The 21,227-nt window shown below is 62.4% G+C and carries 17 protein-coding genes and 1 pseudogene; 6 read left to right on the forward strand and 12 right to left on the reverse strand.

The window, feature by feature from the left end; all coding sequences use genetic code 11:
• Positions 1-185 precede the first annotated feature (185 nt).
• Entirely contained in the window at positions 186-827 is a 642-nt protein-coding gene (locus tag NKJ35_RS02680) for a TetR family transcriptional regulator C-terminal domain-containing protein (RefSeq protein WP_352644785.1), read from the forward strand.
• A 22-nt stretch (positions 828-849) separates the two neighbouring features.
• Here NKJ35_RS02680 and NKJ35_RS02685 read toward each other — a convergent pair whose 3' ends face one another.
• Positions 850-1,722, reverse strand: coding sequence for a helix-turn-helix transcriptional regulator (locus NKJ35_RS02685; protein ID WP_352644787.1), 873 nt, complete (start codon positions 1,720-1,722; stop codon positions 850-852).
• Positions 1,723-1,827: 105 nt separating this feature from the next.
• Between NKJ35_RS02685 and NKJ35_RS02690 the strand changes: the two genes are divergently transcribed.
• Both NKJ35_RS02690 and NKJ35_RS02695 read left to right on the forward strand, forming a co-directional pair.
• A complete protein-coding gene (locus NKJ35_RS02690; RefSeq protein ID WP_352644789.1) occupies positions 1,828-2,679 on the forward strand; it encodes an SDR family oxidoreductase in 852 nt (283 codons plus the stop codon).
• Positions 2,676-3,386, forward strand: a pseudogene (locus NKJ35_RS02695) (SDR family oxidoreductase); the annotation flags it as partial. The gene NKJ35_RS02690 and the pseudogene NKJ35_RS02695, both read left to right, overlap by 4 nt.
• Before the next feature lie 38 nt (positions 3,387-3,424).
• On the opposite strand, the gene NKJ35_RS02700 reads toward NKJ35_RS02695, so the two are convergent.
• From NKJ35_RS02700 to NKJ35_RS02720, 5 genes are all read right to left on the reverse strand, one after another.
• Positions 3,425-3,802 (reverse strand): DoxX family protein, encoded by a 378-nt coding sequence (locus NKJ35_RS02700; protein ID WP_352644790.1) that lies wholly within the window; start codon positions 3,800-3,802, stop codon positions 3,425-3,427.
• A gap of 51 nt (positions 3,803-3,853) precedes the next feature.
• Positions 3,854-4,312: a carboxymuconolactone decarboxylase family protein gene (locus tag NKJ35_RS02705; RefSeq protein WP_352644792.1), complete on the reverse strand. Its 459-nt coding sequence runs from the start codon at positions 4,310-4,312 to the stop codon at positions 3,854-3,856.
• Positions 4,313-4,325: 13 nt separating this feature from the next.
• Positions 4,326-4,844 carry an RrF2 family transcriptional regulator gene (locus NKJ35_RS02710; RefSeq protein WP_352644794.1) on the reverse strand — a complete coding sequence of 173 codons (519 nt, stop codon included), beginning with the start codon at positions 4,842-4,844 and terminating at the stop codon, positions 4,326-4,328.
• Positions 4,845-4,953: 109 nt separating this feature from the next.
• On the reverse strand, positions 4,954-6,267 hold the full coding sequence (preA, locus tag NKJ35_RS02715; protein ID WP_352644796.1) for an NAD-dependent dihydropyrimidine dehydrogenase subunit PreA: 1,314 nt from the start codon (positions 6,265-6,267) through the stop codon (positions 4,954-4,956).
• 2 nt (positions 6,268-6,269) lie between these two features.
• Positions 6,270-7,634, reverse strand: a complete 1,365-nt coding sequence (locus NKJ35_RS02720) for an NAD(P)-dependent oxidoreductase (RefSeq protein ID WP_352644798.1) — start codon at positions 7,632-7,634, stop codon at positions 6,270-6,272.
• A gap of 470 nt (positions 7,635-8,104) precedes the next feature.
• On the opposite strand from NKJ35_RS02720, the gene NKJ35_RS02725 reads away from it, so the two are divergent.
• Positions 8,105-8,881, forward strand: a complete 777-nt coding sequence (locus tag NKJ35_RS02725; RefSeq protein WP_352644800.1) for a VOC family protein — start codon at positions 8,105-8,107, stop codon at positions 8,879-8,881.
• A 156-nt stretch (positions 8,882-9,037) separates the two neighbouring features.
• Positions 9,038-9,430: a DoxX family protein gene (locus NKJ35_RS02730; RefSeq protein WP_352644801.1), complete on the forward strand. Its 393-nt coding sequence runs from the start codon at positions 9,038-9,040 to the stop codon at positions 9,428-9,430.
• 102 nt (positions 9,431-9,532) lie between these two features.
• Here the strand turns inward: NKJ35_RS02730 and NKJ35_RS02735 are convergent, their stop codons facing one another.
• Both NKJ35_RS02735 and NKJ35_RS02740 read right to left on the reverse strand, forming a co-directional pair.
• Positions 9,533-11,974 carry a GcvT family protein gene (locus tag NKJ35_RS02735; RefSeq protein WP_352644803.1) on the reverse strand — a complete coding sequence of 814 codons (2,442 nt, stop codon included), beginning with the start codon at positions 11,972-11,974 and terminating at the stop codon, positions 9,533-9,535.
• A 79-nt stretch (positions 11,975-12,053) separates the two neighbouring features.
• Positions 12,054-13,592: a trimethylamine methyltransferase family protein gene (locus NKJ35_RS02740; protein WP_352644805.1), complete on the reverse strand. Its 1,539-nt coding sequence runs from the start codon at positions 13,590-13,592 to the stop codon at positions 12,054-12,056.
• 218 nt (positions 13,593-13,810) lie between these two features.
• Between NKJ35_RS02740 and NKJ35_RS02745 the strand changes: the two genes are divergently transcribed.
• Entirely contained in the window at positions 13,811-14,401 is a 591-nt protein-coding gene (locus tag NKJ35_RS02745; protein WP_352505546.1) for a transglycosylase SLT domain-containing protein, read from the forward strand.
• Between the two features lie 14 nt (positions 14,402-14,415).
• Here the strand turns inward: NKJ35_RS02745 and NKJ35_RS02750 are convergent, their stop codons facing one another.
• From NKJ35_RS02750 to NKJ35_RS02765, 4 genes are all read right to left on the reverse strand, one after another.
• Complete coding sequence (locus tag NKJ35_RS02750; RefSeq protein WP_352644807.1) at positions 14,416-16,839, reverse strand: dipeptide ABC transporter ATP-binding protein; 2,424 nt, start codon at positions 16,837-16,839, stop codon at positions 14,416-14,418.
• Between the two features lie 95 nt (positions 16,840-16,934).
• Positions 16,935-18,092 (reverse strand): ABC transporter permease, encoded by a 1,158-nt coding sequence (locus NKJ35_RS02755; RefSeq protein WP_352644809.1) that lies wholly within the window; start codon positions 18,090-18,092, stop codon positions 16,935-16,937.
• Between the two features lie 12 nt (positions 18,093-18,104).
• The gene (locus NKJ35_RS02760; protein ID WP_352491082.1) at positions 18,105-19,139 is read right to left on the reverse strand and encodes an ABC transporter permease; all 1,035 of its coding nucleotides are present in this window, start codon (positions 19,137-19,139) and stop codon (positions 18,105-18,107) included.
• Positions 19,140-19,358: 219 nt separating this feature from the next.
• On the reverse strand, positions 19,359-21,011 hold the full coding sequence (locus NKJ35_RS02765; protein ID WP_352475427.1) for an ABC transporter substrate-binding protein: 1,653 nt from the start codon (positions 21,009-21,011) through the stop codon (positions 19,359-19,361).
• Between the last annotated feature and the right edge of the window lie 216 nt (positions 21,012-21,227).

Genomic DNA, 21,227 nt, shown 5'->3' on the forward strand with positions numbered 1-21,227 from the left:
CTTGGTCTTTGCTGCGTTTTCGTGCTACGCAAATTTTTGACCGGTTGGACAAACGTTAGCACCGCCTTATCAGCGGTCAAGGGATTACTAGCGGAAATGCGGCTTTCGAAGTGCGCTCCACAGGGCGGAGAAAAACTGGTCCAGAGAATTGGTCCAGACACTCCTCGCGGCGAAGGTTTTTCGAGGTGACGGGGGCGGTCGAAAGCTCCGCTCCTCGCCGCACCCGCATCCAACTGGAAAAGCGCGAGCTCATCCTAGAGGCAGCGCTCGAAGTCTTCTCCACCAACGGTTTTCGCGGCTCGACCATCGACCAGATCGCCGAAGCCGCCGGCATGTCGAAGCCGAACCTGCTCTATTATTTCCGCCGCAAGGAGGACATCCACGAGACGCTGATGCAGCGGCTTCTCGACACCTGGCTGGCACCGCTGCGCGAACTCGACGATATTGGCGATCCCTTGACCGAACTGCGCAGCTATATCAGGCGCAAGCTCGAAATGGCGCGCGATTTCCCGCGCGAGAGCCGGCTGTTCGCCAACGAGATCCTGCAGGGCGCGCCGCGCATCATGCCGATGCTGGAGGGCGAGTTGAAGACACTGGTCGACGAAAAGGCCAACGTCATCACGGGCTGGATGCGCGCCGGCAAGATTGCCCGCACCGACCCCTGGCACCTGATCTTCTCGATTTGGGCGACGACGCAGCATTATGCCGATTTCGACGTCCAGGTTCGCGCCGTGCTCGGCCCCGACCGCGGCGGCGACGGCCGCTTCGAGGATGCCGCAAGGTTCCTGGAACAGCTGTTCATCGACGGGCTGAAGCCGAAGGGCTGAGGCTTCAGCGAAGCGATGGGCATCACGCCCTGCGCCGCTCGGCCGGAAGCGTCTCCAGCAGTTGTTCGAGCTTGGCGATCGAGTTCTGCTCGGCGAGCGGTGTGTAGACGATCAGCTTCATGTCCGAGCCGTCGTCGATCGACAGGCTCATATGCTCGAAAGCCATGGCGCCCGCTATCGGGTGCCGGACATGCTTCACACCCGATAGGTTACGGGCCACATCGCGTAGCGGCCACCAGGCGCGAAACTCCGGGCTCGAGCGCGTCATCAGCGCGATCAGCCGCTCGAAATCCGGATCGCCGACATATCTGGCGCTTTCTGCCCGGAATGACGCCAGCACGGCACGCGCCAGTTCCTCCCAGTCGACGAGCAGGCGCCGGTGCTGCGGGCTGGTGAACACCATATGGACAATGTTGCGGGCATCGCCCTCCAGCAGACCATAGTCGCCGAACACGGCTGCCGCGGCAGAGTTCCAGGCCAGCACGTCCCAGCGCCGCCCAAGGACATAGGCCGGCTGCAGGACCAGGCTCTGCAGCATGTGCAGTAACGGGCTATCGACTTTTTCCGGCGTATCGACGCGACGCTCCGGCTGCGGTCGGCCGGCAAGGATGAACAGATGCCGTTGCTCGGCCGTGTCCAGGCGCAGCGCCCGGCTGAGCGCCGTCAGCACCTCTGCCGATGGCCGAACGTCGCGGCCCTGCTCCAGCCAGGTGTACCAGGTCGTGCCGACGCCGGCGATCATCGCCACTTCCTCACGCCGCAGCCCGGGCGTGCGCCTGCGCAACCCTGTCGAGATGCCGGTGGCCGAAGGCGTAAGCCTTTCGCGCCGCGAGCGCAGGAAGGCGCCAAGCTCGCGGCGGCGGCTGTCTTCGGCGGAATGCGTGGTGGAATCCATCGGCGCTATTATAGCAGTACCGATACCAGGATAAAGTTTGAACTGTTTGGCAAGTGGCTGGTGCCCCATCTTTCCGCTCAAAGCTACGAGATGGAGGCTCCGAACATGGAACTGAAAGACAAGACAATCCTCATCACAGGGTCTACCGACGGCGTCGGCCGCGTCGTCGCGCAAAGGCTCGGCGCCGGCGGCGCGCGCATCCTGATGCATGGCCGCGACGCGACAAGGGGTAAGGCGATCGTGGCCGAAATCGAAGCCGCCGGCGGCAAGGCCGAGCTGCTGGTCGCCGACCTCTCCTCCCTGGCGGAAGTCCGCCGCCTCGCCGAGGCCGTGCGCGCAAGGACCAAGCGGCTCGATGTCCTCATCAACAATGCCGGCGTCGGCACCGCCGGCCCCAACGCGAAACGCCAGGTCAGCGCCGACGGCTATGAGTTGCGCTTTGCCGTCAACTATCTCGCCGGCTTCCTGCTCACCACGGAGCTGCTGCCGCTGCTCAAGTCCAGCGTGCCGGCGCGCATCGTCAACGTCGCCTCGGCCGGCCAGCAGGCGATCGACTTCGACGACGTCATGCTGACCCGCTCCTATGACGGCGTCCGTGCTTACTGCCAGAGCAAGCTGGCGCAGATCATGTTCACCATCGATCTGGCGGAGCAGCTCAACGGCACCGGTGTCACGGTCAACAGCCTGCATCCGGCAAGCTACATGAACACAACGATGGTGCGGCAGGCGGGCATCACACCCTGGAGCTCCGTCGAAACCGGCGCCGAGGCCATCATCAACCTCGCCACATCGCCGGCGCTTGAGGGGCGAAGCGGCCTCTATTTCGACGGCCAAAGAGAATCCCGCGCCGATGCGCAAGCCTATGACGCTAAGGCGAGGCAGCAGTTGCGCGAATTGAGCCTCGGCCTTGTCGGGCTCGCACCCGCTTCCGCAACATCGAAGAAAGAAAATTCATGATCGAGAAAACCAATCACACCGTGGTGGTCGGCGGCTCCTCCGGCATCGGCCTCGCCACCGCGAAAAAGCTGCTCGGCCCGGGCATGAAGGTGACGATCACCGGGCGCAACCAGGAAAGGCTCGACAACGCATGGCAAAGCCTGGGCGGCGCGGTCGAAAAAGCTGCCTTCGACGCCGCGAAGCCGGACGAGGTTCGCCGGTTCTTCAGCGATCTCGGCCCTTTCGATCACCTGGTGCTGGCCGCTAGCGGCGGCAAGGGGCTCGGCCCGTTCGAAACACTTGACCTGACCGACATCGGCGGTGGCGTCGACGAGAAGGTCCGGCCACAGCTCTCCTGCCTGCAGGCCGCCTTGCCGACGCTGAACAAGAGCGGCTCGGTGACTTTCATCTCGGCGGTGTCGGCGCAATTGTCGGCGCCCGGCGTCGCCGGCATCGCCGCCGTCAACGGCATGCTGCTGACCGTGGTGCCGATCCTGGCGATGGAGCTGAAGCCGTTACGCGTCAATGTCGTGGCACCGGGTGTCATCGACACGCCATGGTGGGATTTTTTGCCCGACGATCAGCGGCAGGCTGTGTTTGCCGAATATGCCGGCAAGACGCCGGTCGGCCGCATCGGCCGCGCCGAGGACGTCGCCGAGGCGATTGCGTTCCTGGTTTCGAACAGCTTCGTCACCGGCCAGGTCCTGACCTGCGACGGAGGTTTGCGTATGCGGCGTAAAGCGGCTGCCCCAGGCGACGGTCGTTGTCAAAGCGGCTGCGCGATCAGCGCCAGAAATCCTCCGGTCAACGCCACGTTGCCGACAAAGCCATTGATGCGGGACGCGCGCTCCGGGCCCTGATGATCCCAGAAATTATGGAACATCGGCGTAGCGACAATAAGGAACAGGATCAGGCATGCCGCCGCCAGAGGGGTCCAGATGCCTGCGATCACCAGCGCTCCGGCGATGATCTGCAGGACGATCCCCAGCCACAGCACCAGCCGCGCCTGCGGCACGCCACGCGTCGTCATCAATTGGCTCACCAACGCCGCGTTCTGAATGTTGCGTAGGCCGGCAAAGACAAAAGCGCCGCCAAGCAGCAGGCGGGCGGCGAATAGGATTTCATTATTAAAGTTTGAAAACATGCTGTCGGTCCTTGGAAAAGAGGCGCGCGCCGCAAGGCCGCGCGCCTGTCCTCAAGCGGCCTTGACCGCCGGCATCGGATGGATTGCATGGAACGGAACGCAAAGCCGGTTCCAGGTATTGATCATGCCGAGCGCAACCGACAGCTTGACCAGTTCCTCTTCCGAGAAATGCTCGAGCGTCCTTGCATAGAGTTCGTCCGAAATATCGTTGTCGGCGATCTTCGTCACCGCCTCGGTCCAGGCGAAGGCAGCGCGTTCGCGCTCGGAAAACAGCGGCGATTCCTTCCAGGCGGAGACCAGATAGAGCCGCTGCTCGCTTTCGCCGTCGCGGCGCGCTTCGCGGCTGTGCATCTCGACGCAATACGAGCAGCCGTTGATCTGCGACGCCCTGAGCTTGATCAGATGCAACAGGCCTTTTTCGAGCCCGCATTCGTCGACTGCCTTGTTGAGCGCCGACACCGCCTTCATGATCTCCGGCGCCGCGCCGAAAAATTGCAGCCTCTGTTTCATCGTCTGTAGCCTTTCATGCTTGCTTGGTTGAACTTGATTTCTGCGGCCGCTGATGGCGTTCGACGAAGGCGCAGTTCGCGGCGATCGAACGGGGATCGGCGTCCGCCGTGTATTCTGCAACGATGTCGGACAGCCGGGCGTCGGCGAGCGCGGCGCGATAGGCACGCTCGGCCTTCAGCATGGCTACGTTGATGCCGCAAGGTTTGACATAGACCGAGGCATCGAGCTTCGCTGGGCCGCGCTGGCGGATTTCGGCGCAGCGGAAGGCCGGTTCGCGCCCCTCGACGGCCAGCACGATATCGAGCAGCGTTATGCGTTCCGCCGGCCGCGCCAGCCGGTAGCCGCCGTACGGCCCCGGCACCGATTCCAGAATGCCCGACGTTGTCAGCATGTTGAGATGCTTAAGCAGATAGCTCGGCGACAGCCCGAACGCTTCGGCCATGGCAGCACCCGGCATAGTCGCCGCGCCTTCCATGCCGGCTAGCATGGCGGCGCAATGAATAGCCGCCTCGACCCCTTCGCCCAGCTTCATTTCGCTCTCCTATTCATGGATACATGTTATCCTGGATAACAAGCATCCGCAATACCTATTTGAAAAAAGCGGCGCCCGCAGGTGCCGCTTTCCCACAACGCGCTGTTCGCTACTCCGCCGCCACCTTGGCCATCGGATTGTTCGGATGCGTCGTCCAGTTGGCATAGATCGGCGACACCGGCCTGCCGGTGCGCTGGTCGATCACGCCGGCCGCCAGCGGCTCCATGGTGATGCAATTCTCGACCGGACAGACATTGACACAGAGATTGCAGCCGACACATTCGGCCTCGATCACCTCGAAATGCCTGACGCCGTCGACCATGCTGGTGATCGCCTGGTGCGAGGTGTCCTCGCAGGCGATGTGGCAGCGGCCGCATTTGATGCAGGCGTCCTGGTCGATATGCGCCTTGGCGACGTAGTTGAGGTTGAGATACTGCCAGTCGGTGACGTTGGGGGTGGCGCGGCCGACGAAGTCGTCCAGCGAGGCATGGCCCTTCTCGTCCATCCAGTTTTCCAGGCCGGCGATCATCTCCTGCACGATCTTGAAGCCATAGGTCATCGCCGCCGTGCACACCTGCACATTGCCGGCGCCGAGCGCCATGAATTCGGCGGCGTCACGCCAGGTGGTGATGCCGCCGATGCCGGAGATCGGCAGGCCCTTCGTTTCCGGATCGCGCGCGATCTCGGCCACCATGTTCATGGCGATCGGCTTCACCGCCGGGCCGCAATAGCCGCCATGCGAACCCTTGCCGTCGATCGTCGGCTCCGGCGCGAAACTATCGAGATTGACGCCGGTGATCGAGTTGATGGTGTTGATCAGCGACACCGCGTCGGTGCCGCCGGCAAGGGCAGCGCGTGCCGGCTTGCGTATGTCGGTGATGTTGGGCGTCAGCTTGGTGATGACAGGCATGCGGGTGTTGGCCTTGCACCAGCGCACCACCATTTCGATGTATTCCGGCACCTGGCCTACCGCCGCACCCATGCCGCGTTCCGACATGCCATGCGGGCAGCCGAAATTGAGTTCGATGCCGTCGGCGCCGGTCTCCTCGACCACCGGCAGGATCGCCTTCCAGGCATGCTCCTCGCACGGCACCATCAGCGAGACGACTATTGCCCGGTCGGGCCAGTCCATCTTGACCTGCTTGATTTCGCGCAGATTGACCTGCAGGTCGCGGTCGGTGATCAGCTCGATGTTGTTGAGGCCGAGCAGACGACGGTCGGCGCCCCAGATCGCGCCATAGCGTGGCCCGTTGACGTTGACCACCGGTGGGCCCTCTTCCCCGAGCGTCTTCCACACCACGCCTCCCCAGCCCGCCTTGAAGGCGCGGATGACGTTGTAAGCCTTGTCGGTCGGCGGCGCCGAGGCTAGCCAGAACGGGTTCGGCGACTTGATGCCGACGAAATTGTTGCGGATGTCTGCCATGCTCATGCCCTCCCGTTCGAGGTCAGTGCCCGATGAATGCTCTCCGCCGCATCGCGGCCTTGCGCGACGGCTGAAACAGTCAGGTCGTCGCCGCCGAAAATGCAGTCGCCGCCAGCCCAGACATTGGCCAGCGAGGTGCGCCCTTCCGCGTCGACCTTGATGCGGCCGGCTTCCAGGGCAAGCAAGGCTCCGCTGCCATTGAGCGCAGCCGGGACAAAGCTCTGGCCGATCGCCTTGAACACCTGGTCGGCGGTCAGCGTCAGCCGCTCGCCGGTGCCGACGAGCCGGTCGCCGTCCATCGCGGTGTATTCGAGCTCGATCGCCGACACCTTGCCGGCGTCGGCAATGACCCGCTTCGGCTGCAACCAGTGCCGGATGATGACGCCGTTGGCGGCAGCCAGATCCTGCTCGAATTCGGAGGCATTCATGTGCTCCGGGCCGCGCCGATAGCAGATCGTCACCTCTTCGGCACCGAGCAGCTTCGATTGCACCGCCGCGTCGATCGCCGTCATGCCGCCGCCGATGACAACAACACGCCGTCCGACCGGCAGGCTGGCCAGATCACTGGCCTGACGCAGCTCGGCAATGAACTCGACGGCATTGGTGACGCCTTGCGCCTCCTCGCCGTCCGCTCGCAAGGCATTGACGCCGGCAAGCCCCATGCCGAGGAACACCGCATCGTAATTCCTGATCAGGTCCGACAGCTGGTAATCGCGGCCGAGCGCCTTGCCGTTCTGGATGTCGATGCCGCCGATCGACGTGACATAGTCGACTTCGGCCTGAGCGAAATTGTCGACGCTCTTATAGGCCGCGATACCGTACTCATTGAGGCCGCCGGGCTTCGGGCGGGCTTCCAGGATGGTCACGTCGTGGCCGTGGCGGGCAAGCCGATGCGCGGCCGCAAGCCCGGCCGGTCCGGCGCCGACCACGGCGACCGTCTTGCCGGTCGGTTCGGAGCGCTTGTAGAACTGCTTGTTTTCGGCCATCGCGACATCGGTGGCGTAGCGCTGGAGGCGACCAATCTGCACCGGCTTGCCTTCGGCCACCTCGCGCACGCAGACCTCTTCGCACAACGTCTCGGTCGGGCAGACGCGGGCGCACATGCCGCCCAAAATATTCTGGTCGAAGATCGTCTTGGCCGAGCCGATCGGATTGCCGGTCGCGATCTGGCGGATGAACAGCGGGATGTCGATCGAGGTCGGGCACGCATTCATGCACGGCGCGTCGTAGCAGAAATAGCAGCGGTCGGATTCGACCAGCGCCTCGTGATGATCGAGCGGCGGATGCAGATCGGAAAAATTGTCGGCATATTGTTCCGGCGAAAGTCGCCCGCCGGCAATGCCTTGCTTGAACTGGCCTTCTGGCATCGTCAGTTCCCCATGTTCTTGTTTTGGGGAAGGCTAGCACGTTTTATTTTTTTATCAATTGGTCAATTTTCGGCGCAAGCCGCTGGAACGGTTCAACGAACATGATAGTCAAACTCATATTTTGAGCTGCCTGATGGCTCTGTCAAAGGCCGAAATGCCGCTTCGTCGGCGCTAGGCGCTTGCATAAGCTTGAGCACTTGATGCCATCCCCCGCGAAAGCGGAAGAAACGCATAACAACCATGCGGATGCACGTCTCGCCGGCTAAGCCGCCACGAGCGATATAGGCCGCCGGCGTTCCAGCCGGGTGGTATAGACCGAAGATCCTCCGCTGTAGGAAATCCAAACACAAAGCGCGCAGGCCACGGGCTGTGCGCCATAACTTTTTTTGACCGCTGCCGGATTTTCGTCGCGAAGATCGTCCTAGAATGGATCGCGCATGATCGATGTACAAACCGCAAGGAGCACGACAATGCCACAGTCCCCGATGCCCTTCTTCTGGTACGAGCTGATGACCACCGATCTCGACGCCGCCGAGGCGTTTTACACCTCAGTGGTGGGCTGGAGGGGGCAGCCTTTCGAAGGGGCCCCGGGCATGCCGCGCTATATCGTCATGAATGTCGGCGAGCGCGGCGTCGGCGGGCTGATGACGCTGCCCGAGGACGCGCGCAAGATGGGCATGCCGCCGGCCTGGATCGGTTACATCCTCACCAGGGACGTCAATGCCGCAACGGCGTCCCTCAAGAAGGCTGGTGGCGCGGTTCACCGCGAGCCCGATGACATTCCTGGTGTCGGCCGCTTCGCCGTCGTTGCCGACCCGCAAGGCGCGATATTCAACTTCCTGCAGCCCAGCGGCCCCGACCAGCCGCCGCTGCCATCGTCGACACCCGGCAACATCGGCTGGCATGAGCTCTACACGTCAGACTGGAAGGCGGCATTCGATTTCTATTCCAGCCAGTTCGGCTGGGAGAAGGGCGACGCCATGGATATGGGTCCGATGGGCGTGTACCAGCTTTTCGCCTTCGGCGGCGAGCCCGTTGGCGGCATAATGAACAAGCCCGAGCAGATCCCGGCGCCGGTCTGGCAGTTCTATTTCAACGTGCCCGGCATCGACGCGGCAGCCAAGCGTGTCACCGACGATGGCGGCAAGATCCTCATGGGCCCGATGGAGGTTCCCGGCGGCAGCTGGATCGTGCAGTGCACGGACCCGCAAGGCGCCCATTTCGCGCTAATGGCACCGACGCGGTAACAGGCCGCGCCAATTGCGGGGCCGCCTTGGTGCGGCCCCAAGGCTGCAGCACTTCTCACGACTCACTCACCGACAGTTGATGGCAGGCCGGACTATGTGAATGGTCCGGCCTTTGGCGATGACCTATGGCCGGGCGAGGTGAAAATGGAGTCGTAGATGAAGCTTTTCGAAGGCCTGGCCGGATATCAACCGTTCGCTCTTGCCGCCTTGCGCATCATGACGGCGCTGCAGTTCATCGAGCACGGCACTCAGAAACTTTTCAATTTCCCTGTCGGCGACCATGCCGGCACCCTGAGCGGGCTGTCGCTGACTGCGGCCATCCTGGAATTCGCCGGCGGCATCCTGCTGGTATTGGGGCTTTTCACCAGGCCGGTGGCATTCCTTCTCAGCGGCGAGATGGCGATCGCCTATTTCATGGCGCACATGCCGCGCGACTTCTTCCCGGTCAACAACGGCGGCGATGCGGCAATATCGTTCTGCTTCATCTTCCTCTATCTGGTGTTCGCCGGCGCCGGCGCCCTGGCGCTGGACAACCGCCGGGCTTCGTAATTCACCGTCTCCCGGCCGTGGGCCCGCTGCCTCCGGCTCCCCGGCGTTCGGAACCTTTCGCCGTGCCACCGGCACGGCGAATTCGCTGTGCGAGCCGGTTCCTCACCCTCTCATCCGTTCGAAATTCGCGTCGAACAGCGGGGTCGGCTGCATGCTCGCGGCGTGGCGTTTGCCCAGAAGCTCAATCTCGAAACCGTAGGCCTCGTCGGCGATCTCTTTCGGCACATAACCGATGGCGACAGATTTTTTGGAATGATGTGCGTAGCCGCCGGACGTGACCCAGCCGCGCACGGCGCCGCCATACCAGATTGGCTCGTCGCCGATGACGTCGGCATCGGCAGCATCGACGACAAAGGCCCGTAGCCGCAGTCTGCCGCCTTGCTTGCGCTCGGCCAGCGCCGCCTGCTTGCCGATGAAATCGGCCTGCTTGCCGTAGGCGACGAAGCGGTCGAGGCCGGCCTCCAGCGGCCCATAGATCGGCCGGTATTCGCGCGCCCATGAGCCGTAATTCTTCTCGAGCCGCAGCGCATTGAGGGCGCGCGAGCCGAACAGGCCGATGCCGAATTCCTCGCCCGCCGCCATCAGCGCCTGATAGGCGGCACGCTGATATTCCGGCGCCACCCAGATTTCGTAGCCGAGGTCGCCGGTGTAGCTGACGCGCCCGACCAGGCACGGCGCCATGCCGATATCCATCCTGGTGATGGCCATGAATGGAAAGGCCGTATTCGACACGTCAGATCGTGTGACCTTTTCAAGAAGCTTCCGCGCGCTCGGCCCGGCGATCGACAGGCCGGTGAGTTTTGCTCCTAGCGCCTCGATGCTGACAGAGCCGTCCTTCGGCAGATGCGCTTCGAACCAGCGCATGTGGTACTGCTCGGCGACGCCGGAGCCGGCCAGGAACCAATCCTTACTTGCAGAATTTGGACCGCCGAGATTGGCCAGCGTGAAATCACCGATCAGCCTGCCGTCTTCCTTCAGCATTGGCGCCAGCGTCATGCGTCCGGGCCTTGGCAGCTTGCAGGCCAGCAAGCGGTCGAGCCAGGCCGCAGCGCCCTCGCCGGTTACTTTGTATTTGGCGAATGACGAGATTTCCGACAGACCAACGCGTTGCCGAACCGTCTCCACCTCTTTCGCGACATGCTCGAAATCACTCGAGCGGCGCCAGGAGAATTCGTCTTTGACGCCTTCGGGCGCGTACCACAGCGGCACCTCCAGCCCGAAGGCGACGCCCCATTGCGAGCCCTTCGCCGACAACAGATCGTAGACCGGTGTCGTCTTGAGGGGCCGGCCGGCCGGTAATTCCTCGTTTGGGAAGCGGATCGAAAACCGCCGCGAATAGTTTTCGCGCACCTTGGCGTTGGTGTAGGCCATTGTGGCCCAGTCGCCGTAGCGCGAAACGTCCATCGCCCAGATATCCGCGCCGGGATCGCCTTCGATCATCCAGTTCGACAGCGCCAGCCCGACGCCGCCGCCCTGCGAGAACCCCGCCATGACACCACAGGCCACCCAGAACCCCGGCAGGCCGCGCACCGGTCCGACCAGCGGATTGCCGTCCGGCGCGAAGGTGAAGGGTCCGTTGATGATCTGCTTGATGCCGGTGTTCTGGAACGCCGGGAAATGCCGGAAGCCGATCTCCAGCGACGGTGCGATGCGGTCGATGTCGGGTTCGAGCAGTTCGTGGCCGAAATTCCATGGCGTCTGGAACTCGGACCATGGCTTGTTGGCCTTTTCGTAAGTGCCCATGAGCATGCCGCCGCGCTCCTGGCGCAGATACAGCTCGCCGTCGAAATCGACTGCATGGATGATCTCCGTGCCGGTCTTCTGGTTCCAGGCGGCGACTTCCGGCATGTCCTCGGTGATCAGGTACATGTGCTCCATCGCCAGCACCGGCAGCTCCAGCCCGACCATGCGGCCGACCTCGCGCGCCCACAGGCCGCCCGCGTTGACCACATGCTCGGTCACCACCTCGCCCTTGTTGGTAATGACGCGCCACAGCCCGTCGGTGCGCTGCACGATGTCCTCGACCTTGGTAAAGCGCTCCACCTCGGCACCGAGCTTGCGCGCGGCCTTGGCATAGGCGTGGGTCACGCCCGACGGATCGAGATGACCGTCCTCCTTGTTGCGCACCGCGCCGACGAACTGCTTGGGGTCGAGCAACGGCATCAGCTCGGCAGCCTCATCAGGCGATATCTCCTCGAGCTCGATGCCGAGATAGCGGCCCTTGGCGACGACGCCACGCAACCAGTCGAGCCGTGCCTCGGTGGCGGCCAGCAGCACGCCGCCCGTCAGATGCACGCCGGTCGCCTGCCCCGACAGTTCCTCGATCTCCTTGTAGAGCGAGATCGTGTATTTCTGCAGTTTGGCGACGTTGGGATCGCCATTGATCGTGTGCATTCCGCCGGCCGCGTGCCAGGTCGAGCCGGAGGTCAGCTCGTCGCGCTCCAATAGAACGACATCGGTCCAGCCATGGCGGGCGAGATGGAACAGTATGGAGCACCCGACAACGCCACCGCCGATAACCACGACCTTTGCATGTGATTTCATGGGATTCTCGTCATTTCAAAGAGTTGGACGGGTTTTATGATTCTGAAGGAGAAGAAAAAGAATCCGAGAAGGGTGGCGCTTAGGGCTCGCCCGCCCCGATCGCTTCCTTGCGCTTGACCAGGTACGCCTCCAGCGCCTCGCGCCTGGAGATTTCCATCACCGGCTCGACATAGTCCTCCAGCGCCTTCTTCCACAGCCTTGTCGCTCGCGCCGTGGCGTCTAGCCCACCAGCTTCCTGCCAAGCCTCGAAATTCTGCCAGTTGGACAGCATAGGCTGGTAGAAGGCCGTGGCGTAGCGTTCCAACGTGTGCGGCTCGCCGAAGAAGTGGCCGCCGGTCGGCACCGCACCCAGAGCTTCGACGGCGAGCTCGGCCTCGTTGACTTCGATTGGGCGCAAAAACTCCATCATGTGCTGGATCATCTCGACGTCGATGATGAACTTTTCGAACGACGCAGTCAGCCCGCCCTCCTGCCAGCCGGCGGCATGGTAGACGAGGTTGCCATGGCCGAGCACCGCGCCCCACAGCGCCATTAGCGTCTCATAAGCGCCTTGCGCGTCGGCGGCATTGGAAGCCGAGCCCGGTGTCGTGCGGTAAGGCAGCTTGTAACGCCGCGCCAATTGTCCGGATGCGATGTTCGCCTTGGTGTTTTCAGGCGTACCGAAGGCCGGTGCACCCGACTTCATGTCGACATTGGAGGTGAAGGCGCCATACATCACCGGCGCGCCGGGGCGGACGAGCTGCGTCAGCACCACCCCGAACAGCGCCTCGGCATTCTGCTGGGCGAGCGCCCCGGCAAGCGTCACCGGGCTCATCGCTCCCATCAGCGTGAACGGCGTCACCGCCACCGACTGGCCGAACTCGGCCATGGTCATCAGTCCCTCGGCCATCATCTCGTCGAAGCGACGCGGCGAGTTGACCGAAATGATCGTGGTGACGCCGGGATCGTCGCGCATCTCGTCAACCGTCAGTCCGCGCGCGATTGCCATCATTTCGATGCCGTCGAGCGCCCTGCCGCGGCCGATGGCCGAGACGTGAAAGCTTTTGTCGGTCAGTGTCAGATTGGCGAAATAGGTGTCGAGGTGACGGGAATTCGCCGGCAGCTCCACCGGCGCGCAGACCTGGTTGCCGAGCATGTGGATGCAGTTGAAATGCTGCGCCAACCGGACGAGATCGGAATAATCGCGCAAATTGCCGGCACGTCTGCCGCGCTCCATGTCGTGCACATTCGGCGGCCCGGCGACGAGCGTGAAGTTGATGGTATTGCCGCCGAGGTGGACGGCATGGGCGGGATTGCGCGGCGTAAGCGTATAGCTGGACTGTGTCGTCTTCAGCGCTTTGTCGATCAAGCCGCGATCGATGCGGACGTTCATCGAGGCATGATCGACCTTGGCCCCGGCCTTCTCGAATAGCCACAGTGCCTGCTGGCTCATCACCTCGATGCCGAAATTCTCCAAAATATGCATAGAGGCTTCATGGATCGCCTCGATCTGGTCGGCCGAGAGCATCGCCATCGGCGGATAAGGGTTTGTCACCCGCCTGAGCGGCAGTTGTGGGATGGCGGTCGGTCCCCTGTTGCTGGTTCGCTCGGCGCCGCGCTTGCGTCTTGGTTCGCTCATGCGGCGCATCAAAGCGCCGGCATGAGCATCGGGCTGTCAAGAATCCGCCACCTGCGGGCGTGATTTTAGCCAAGGCGCCATTGTGAGAATTTCACGTCGGTAAAAGCGACAGCAAACGTCGGAATATTTATACCTGCTCAGTGTCGGCCAAAGCGGCCGATGAGCCGTTAAGGAAGACAGCAAGATTCCTTTTATGTTTTCGGCCTAATGCTCTTCCGATGCGTAGGTCGAGTTTTAGTAAAATTGTAGCGATTGCCGTGCCGCTGGCGCTTTCGGCCTGCGCGACGCCGCCGAACCACATCAACGATGTGTGCGCCGTTTTCGACCAGAATGACGGCTGGTTCGACAATTGGCAGGCGGCGGCACAACGCACCGAGCAGAAGTACGGTGTGCCGGTTCCCGTGCTGATGGCGACGGTGCGCAAGGAGTCCGGCTTCAAGAGCAATGCCAGGCCGCCGCGCACCAAGCTGCTGGGCTTCATTCCCTGGAAACATATCTCCAGCGCCACCGGCTTCTCGCAGGCACTCGACGGGACCTGGGCGCAATACCAGAACGAGACCGGCAGCTGGGCGGCGCGCCGCACCAGGTTTGCCGATGCCGTGGATTTTGTCGGCTGGTATCATTCCAAGACCGCCGACACGCTCGGCGTCGCCCGCAACGACACATACAATCTGTATCTCGCCTACTATCTCGGCTGGAATGCCTACAAGCGCGGCAGTCGCGGCGACGCCGACGTGCAGCGCTATGCGCACGCCACGGAGCAGATGGCGCAGGACTACGCCGCTCAGCTACGGCAATGCGCGCCCTAGCCTACTAACGGCTCTCAGCCGCCCTTGGGTTTGCGTGGCTTGCGAGTGGCGTCGTCCGCCTGGCGGCCGTCGCCGACTGTCGGCGGCATGATTGGTGCCGACGCGCTATCGGCAGAGCTTGAGGTGCCGCCGGTCTCTGAAACCTCGTCGCGAACCTCATGACGGCGGGCTTTGGCGACCGCTTCTCCATTCTCCGCTACCTCGCCCTCGGCATCGGCTTCCGCGCTGCCGGTCTTGCCGTGTGGACGCTTGGGCGGATCACCGGCAAAGCCCGGACCAGTACCGTGCGGCGCATCGTCCGGCACGCCCTCATTCGCGGCGTGCTCCTTGTCGAATTTGATCACCGGCTCCATTTTCGCCAGCACGTCGTCGGCCAGCCAGCACAGGCTCATATGGCCGTCGCCGAGATGCTTGACCGGCGGCACCTTGGTTTCGCAAAGATTGTCCGGCACCAGCTTCTTATAGCCGCAGCGCGTCTGGAACGGACAGCCCGAGGGCGGGTTCATTGCCGACGGAATGTCGCCTTCAAGCACGATGTGCCTTTTCACCACGCTGGTGTCGGCGATCGGGATCGCCGACAGCAGCGCCTCGGTGTAGGGGTGATAGGGCGGCGAAAAGATCTGGTCGGTCGTGCCTTGCTCGACGATATAGCCGAGATACATGACGACGACGCGGTCGGCGATGTAGCGCACCACCGACAGATCGTGGCTGATGAACAGCATCGTCGTCTTGTTCTTGCGCTGGATATCCATCAGCAGCTCGGTCACCGCCGCTTGCACTGACACATCCAATGCCGAGACCGGCTCGTCGGCCACCACCACCTTGGCGTCGCCTGCAAAAGCCCGCGCCACGCCGATGCGCTGTTTCTGGCCACCTGAAAGCTGGCGCGGCTTGCGCGACTCGAACGCCCTCGGCAGCTTCACCAGGTCGAGCAACTCCAGCATCCGCTTGCGGCGGTCGGCCACCGTGTTGCCGACATTGAACTTTTCCAGCGTACGGATGATCTGCGAACCGACCGAATGGCTGGGATTGAGCGTGTCGAACGGATTTTGGAACACCATCTGGATCGACGACACCGTGTCGACGCTGCGCTTCTCGATCCCGGTCGACTGGATCTCCTTGTTGCCGAGCTTAACGCGGCCGGAGCTTGCCGTTTCGAGGCCGAGCAGCACCTTGGCCAGGGTCGATTTTCCGCAGCCGGATTCGCCGACGATAGCGACGGTCTCGGATTCGCGGGCCATGAAGGAGATCGTCTCGTTGGCCTTGACGACGCGGCCCTCGCTCGAGCCGAACACTTCGCTGCCGCCGACCTTGTAATACTTCCTGAGGTCTTCGATCTGGAGCACCGGCGCACCGGGCACCACGCGCTCGTTGACCTTTTTGGCGCCGGGCGGCAGCGCCTCCCAGTCGATCTCGTTGAAGCGCACGCAGCGCGAGAAATGCCCGTCATGGCCTTCGACCGCGATCATCGGAATTTCGGCGGCGTTGCAGACGCCCTCGACGAAATGGTGGCAGCGCGGGCCGAAATTGCAGCCCTTCGGCCGCTCGTGCGGCAGCGGCAACTGCCCCGGGATCGAGATCAGCGGCCGCGAATTCTTGTCGGCGCCGGGCAGCGGGATCGAGCGGAACAGGCCTTGCGTGTAGGGATGGCGCATCCGGTCGAAGACGTCCTTGATCTTGCCGGTCTCCACCGCTTCGCCCGAATACATCACCGTAATGCAGTCGCAGGTCTCCAGGATCAGCCCGAGATTGTGCGATACGAAGATCATCGAGGTGCCGAACTTCTCGCCCAGCCCCTTGACCAGGTCGACGATGCCGGCTTCCACCGTCACGTCGAGCGCTGTCGTCGGCTCGTCGAGCAGGAGCAGCGCCGGCTTCGACAGCAGCGCCATGGCAATGACGATGCGCTGCTGCTGGCCGCCCGAAAGCTGGTGCGGATAGGAACGCATCATGCGTTCGGGATCCGGCAGCTTCACCGCGCGCACCATTTCCAAGGCGCGTTTATAAGCTTCGTCCTTCGACACCTTGTCGTGGATCAGTGGCACTTCCATCAGCTGCTGGCCGACCTTCATTGCCGGGTTCAGACTGGCCATCGGCTCCTGGTAGATCATCGCGATCTTGTTGCCGCGGATGGCGCGCAGTTCCTCGTCGGACAGTTCTCCCATGTCCTTGCCCTGGAACTTGATCTTTCCGCCGACGATCTTTCCGATGTTGGAGAGGTCGCGCATGATGCCGAGCGACACGGTCGACTTGCCGCAACCGGATTCGCCGACAATGCCCATTGCCTCGCCGGGCATGACCGTGCAGGAAAAATCCATGACCGCCGGGATCTCGCCCTTGCGGGTGAAGAAGGAGATCGACAGGTTCTCGATCTCGATGATCGGCCCATTGGTCGGGCCATTGGTCGGCTTGGCGGGATTTCGCACTGCCTCATTCATGGGTCGCTCCAATCCTTGTTCTTCAGGCACGTCGGGCCGAACCCGGCATCGGTCTTCCCAGCGTCAATCTTTCCCGGCATCAATCTTTCCCGGCATCAATCTTTCATAGACTGTTCGCGCAGCGAATCCGCCAGGAGGTTGAGGCCGAGCACGAACGACATCAACGCGATCGTCGGCGGCAGCGCCGGGTGGATGAAGGAGCGCAGCAGCCGGCTTGCATCCTTGATCGCCGTGCCCCAGTCCGGGCTTTCCGGCGCTAGTCCCAGCCCGAAATAGCCGAGCGTGCCGAGCAGGATCGTAGTGTAGCCGATGCGCAGGCAGGCGTCGACGATCAGCGGCCCGCGCGCATTGGGCAATATCTCCCACAGCATGATGTACCAGGGCGATTCACCGCGCGTTTGAGCCGCCGCAACATAGTCGCGCGTTTTGATGTCCATGACCAGACCGCGCACGATGCGGAACACGCCCGGGCTGGAGGCGAACACCACCGCCACGAAGATGTTGAGCTGGTTGGGATCGATGTGGATGATTTTGAACGGATCGGCATCGAAGACAAGGCCGGCATAGATCCAGCCGCCAAGCACCAACGTCAGGCCAAGCAGGATATAGAGGCGGTCGGGACGGTTCTTGTAGCGCGTCCAGAACAACACACTGAAGAAGATGATCGGAAACAGGAAGAACAGCCCTGCCATCGCGTAGGGGATCGGCGTGTCCATGATGCCCGGCGTCACCAGCAGGTAGAACAGCAAGATCACCGGGAAGGCCAGCACAAGGTTTGCGAGGAAGGACAGCACCGTATCGATCCTGCCGCCATAATAGCCGGCCGGCAGGCCGAGCGTAATACCGACCATCAGCGCAAAACCGGTCGCCGCCGGCGCGATGATCAGCACGATCTGACTGCCATAGACCATGCGGGAGAACACGTCGCGGGCGAGCTTGTCGCCGCCGAAATAGTATACAAGTTTCGACGTCGGCTCGATCGCGCCCGGCAGCGCGTCCTTCATGATCGGCACCTGGGCAAGCGGATCGAAGGGCGAGATGGTCGACGCGAAGATCGCCGTAAACAGCCAGAACAGGCAGATGCCGACGCCGACGATGCCGACGCCGCTGTCGAAAAGCTGGCCGTAAAGGCCTAGTTTCTTCTTGTAGCCGAAGCTCGCTCCCATCACCAGGGCAAGAGCGATCCAGACCGGCCAGAAGCGGGCAAGCACGCCGAGTACGACGTTGAGGGCGCTGAGATATTCGACCTGCATCCGCCCGGTCTCCTATTGAACTCTGATGCGCGGATTGAGGAACGCGTAGCCGACATCGGAGATGAGCTGTGTGATCAAGACGATAAACACCGAGACCAGCGAGCAGCCGAGCAGAAGATCGATGTCGTTGTTGCCGGCAGCCTCGACCAGCGTGTAGCCGAAACCCTGGTAGCGGAACATCACCTCGACGATAACGACACCGGTGAGCAGCCAGGGAAACTGCAGCATGATGACCGTGAACGGTGCGATCAGCGCGTTGCGCAGAGCGTGCTTTATCACCACGCTGCCGAAGGAGAGGCCCTTCAGCCGGGCGGTTCGGATATATTGCTGTGTCATCACCTCCACCATCGAGGCGCGGGTCATGCGGGCGATGTAGCCGATGCCGTAGATCGCCAGCGTCATTACCGGCAAGGTGAAATTGTAGAAGGTGATGCCCTGGCTGGCCGAGGCCGCCGAACCGTTCAGCACGCCGAGCCAGGAGGCGAAGATCACTGTGAAGATGACGCCCGAAACGTATTCGGGCGTCGCCGTCGAGGCGATCGAAGCCACCGACAATGTACGGTCGGTGCGTGAGCCCTCGCGCATGCCGGCGAGAATGCCGATCAAAAGCGAGATCGGCACCATTACGGCCAGCACGCAGAGCATCAGGATGCCGGTGGCGCTGAGCGCCGGAAAGAGTTTCGAAGCGACCGTCGTCTTGAACTTGGTCGAGCATCCGAAATCGCCTTGCAGGATGCCGGAGAATGTCGGCACGACCGGATCGTTGCAGAAGGAGAAACGCTGTGCGGGCTTGCCGGTCGCCGGGTCGGTCACCGGCTGCTTTGGCATGATGCCCAGCCATTGGCCGTAGCGGACAAAGAAATTCTGCCGATAGCCATGGTTGACCAGCCAGGCCTCAAGCTGCTCGGCGGATGTGTGCATTTCGGTCTGGCTGATCGCCAGCTTCTTCAGATTGGGCCCGAGATTGACCAGGAAGAAGACGATCATCGTCAGGCACAGCATCGTCAATGCCATGGTGCCGAGACGCCTGATAACGAAAGAAAGCATGGCGGTCCCCTGCCGGTCGGGTTGGGGGTTGGAACCGGTTTGCAAGCCGCCCTGCCGCCAGCGGCAGAACAAGCCTTCAGACCAGTCCCAGATGCAATACCCTTTTTATTGCAGACCCCGGCCGAAGAGTCCGCAACTTTTTGCTGCGCCGACTTCCGGTCGATGGATCATGCAAAGAGCGACGGAAAGGGGCGAGACGCCCCTTTCCGGATCGTCCGGTCAGGCCTGCTCGAGCCAGACCTTGCCATAGTCGCGCTCGAAGGTCGGGTGCATCTTGTAGTTCTGCACCGCCTTGACCGAATGGCTGTAGAGCTTGCGCCAATAAGGCTGGATGATAATGCCGGAATCCTGCAGGATCTGCTCGATGTCCTTCATCATTTCCTTGCGCTTGGCGGCGTCGGCGACTGCGAGCGCAGCATTGAGCTTGGCATCCCACTCCGGATTCGACCAGGCCGTCTCGTTCCAGGCTTCACCTGTGCGATAGCCGATCGCCAGAACCTGGACGCCGAGCGGCCGCATGTTCCAGTTGGTCATCGACAGCGGATACTTCGTCCAGTCGTTCCAGAAGGTCGAACCCGGCAGCACGGTACGCTTCACCTTGATGCCGGCGTCGCGCATCTGCGCGGCGATCGCATCGCCTGTATTCTTGTGCCAGTCCTCGTCGACCGTGATCAGCTCGTGCTCGAAATCGGCCTGGCCGGCTTCCGCCATCAGCGCCTTCGCCTTTGCCGGGTCGCGAGCAATCTTCGGCAGTTCGTAGTATTCCGGATGGATCGGGGCGACATGGTGGTTTTCGGCAACCGTGCCGGCATTGCCGTAGCCGAGCTGGAGGACGACATTGTTGTCGACCGCGAGCTGCAGGGCGTTGCGAACCTTCTGGTCGCCGTAAGGCTTGTTGGTCACATTGGTGCGGCAGACGATCGTCGAGGCGGTGACAATCTCCGACTTCACCAGGTCCATGCCGTCGAGGATTGACACATAGTCGGCCGACGTCTCGAAGTTGGTGTGCACCTCGCCTGCTTCGAAGGCGCTGACCATGGCCGCCGGATCGGTGCCGTAGTCGATGAACTCGATGCCGTCGAGGAAGACGTCACCATCCCACCATTTGTTATCTTCGCGGCGCTTGTAAACCACTTTCTGGCCGACATCGTAGGAGACCAGCTCGAACGGCCCAGTGCCGATCGGGCAGGACTTGAAGTCGCCGCCTTTTTCATCGAACGTCTTGTGGACGATGAGCCCGGGATAGTCGCACACGTTGGGAATGAGGGCGATATCCGGCTTGCTGAGCGTCAGCTTGATCGTGTGGTCGTCGACCTTGGTCACCGCGCTCTCATCCAGCTTGTCGTCCTTGACCAGCGAACCGAGGCGACCCGGCATGGAATTGCCTTCGGCCTTCTTGTCGGCCCAACGCTTGAGGTTGAAGATGACGTCGTCTGCGGTGAACGGATCGCCGTTGTTCCAGGTGACGCCTTTGCGCACATGCAGCGTGTATTCGGTAGCGTCGTCATTCACGTCCCAGCTCTCCAGCAGATAGGGGCGGAATGTGTATTCGGTGGTATATTTGACCAGCGGCTCGAGCGCCTGGCGCTCGGCATTGGCGATTTCCGACCAGTCGGACTTGCGCGGATCCTTCGGATCCTTGATCCATTGCGCGACCTTCAACACGCCGCCTTTCTTGCCCTGGACCTCTTCCGCCTTGGCCGGCGTCGGGTCTGCAAGGCCAAGCATGCCATAGGCCATCGCCGTCGAGGCTCCGAAGACGCTGGCGAGAGCCAGAAATTCGCGACGATCCATCTTGCCTGCCTTGGCGTCTTCGGCCATGGCCAGGATGTGATCGGGAACGCGGTCGCCGTTACTCTTGTAGATCGTCATGACTAACTCCCATTGTTGGCTTTCTGCCTTTTAACATTCCGCATCCGCGCCATGATGTCAAAGACGGCACGGATTGGGAACATGCCAAGGAATGTGCAACTTTGAAAGCAGGGCGGTTCGCGCGATAGCGACAGTCTTGGCGCAAATTTGCTACTGCGCCAGGGATTTCGCCCGAAATCTCCACGGACAATTAAACCGGGACATTCGCTGCTGCGC

The sequence above is a fragment of the Mesorhizobium sp. M0136 genome (assembly GCF_040322515.1).
GTDB lineage: Bacteria > Pseudomonadota > Alphaproteobacteria > Rhizobiales > Rhizobiaceae > Mesorhizobium.

Bases quoted from the DNA above. Each gene is read 5' to 3' on its own strand.
- NKJ35_RS02745 (WP_352505546.1), top strand. From the start codon at position 13,811: ATGCGTAGGTCGAGTTTTAGTAAAATTGTAGCGATTGCCGTGCCGCTG.
- NKJ35_RS02740 (WP_352644805.1), bottom strand. From the start codon at position 13,592: ATGAGCGAACCAAGACGCAAGCGCGGCGCCGAGCGAACCAGCAACAGG.
- NKJ35_RS02735 (WP_352644803.1), bottom strand. From the start codon at position 11,974: ATGAAATCACATGCAAAGGTCGTGGTTATCGGCGGTGGCGTTGTCGGG.
- NKJ35_RS02720 (WP_352644798.1), bottom strand. From the start codon at position 7,634: ATGCCAGAAGGCCAGTTCAAGCAAGGCATTGCCGGCGGGCGACTTTCG.
- NKJ35_RS02765 (WP_352475427.1), bottom strand. From the start codon at position 21,011: ATGACGATCTACAAGAGTAACGGCGACCGCGTTCCCGATCACATCCTG.
- NKJ35_RS02710 (WP_352644794.1), bottom strand. From the start codon at position 4,844: ATGAAGCTGGGCGAAGGGGTCGAGGCGGCTATTCATTGCGCCGCCATG.
- preA (WP_352644796.1), bottom strand. From the start codon at position 6,267: ATGGCAGACATCCGCAACAATTTCGTCGGCATCAAGTCGCCGAACCCG.
- NKJ35_RS02750 (WP_352644807.1), bottom strand. From the start codon at position 16,839: ATGAATGAGGCAGTGCGAAATCCCGCCAAGCCGACCAATGGCCCGACC.
- NKJ35_RS02760 (WP_352491082.1), bottom strand. From the start codon at position 19,139: ATGCTTTCTTTCGTTATCAGGCGTCTCGGCACCATGGCATTGACGATG.
- NKJ35_RS02755 (WP_352644809.1), bottom strand. From the start codon at position 18,092: ATGCAGGTCGAATATCTCAGCGCCCTCAACGTCGTACTCGGCGTGCTT.
- NKJ35_RS02705 (WP_352644792.1), bottom strand. From the start codon at position 4,312: ATGAAACAGAGGCTGCAATTTTTCGGCGCGGCGCCGGAGATCATGAAG.
- NKJ35_RS02685 (WP_352644787.1), bottom strand. From the start codon at position 1,722: ATGGATTCCACCACGCATTCCGCCGAAGACAGCCGCCGCCGCGAGCTT.
- NKJ35_RS02700 (WP_352644790.1), bottom strand. From the start codon at position 3,802: ATGTTTTCAAACTTTAATAATGAAATCCTATTCGCCGCCCGCCTGCTG.
- NKJ35_RS02730 (WP_352644801.1), top strand. From the start codon at position 9,038: ATGAAGCTTTTCGAAGGCCTGGCCGGATATCAACCGTTCGCTCTTGCC.
- NKJ35_RS02725 (WP_352644800.1), top strand. From the start codon at position 8,105: ATGCCACAGTCCCCGATGCCCTTCTTCTGGTACGAGCTGATGACCACC.
- NKJ35_RS02690 (WP_352644789.1), top strand. From the start codon at position 1,828: ATGGAACTGAAAGACAAGACAATCCTCATCACAGGGTCTACCGACGGC.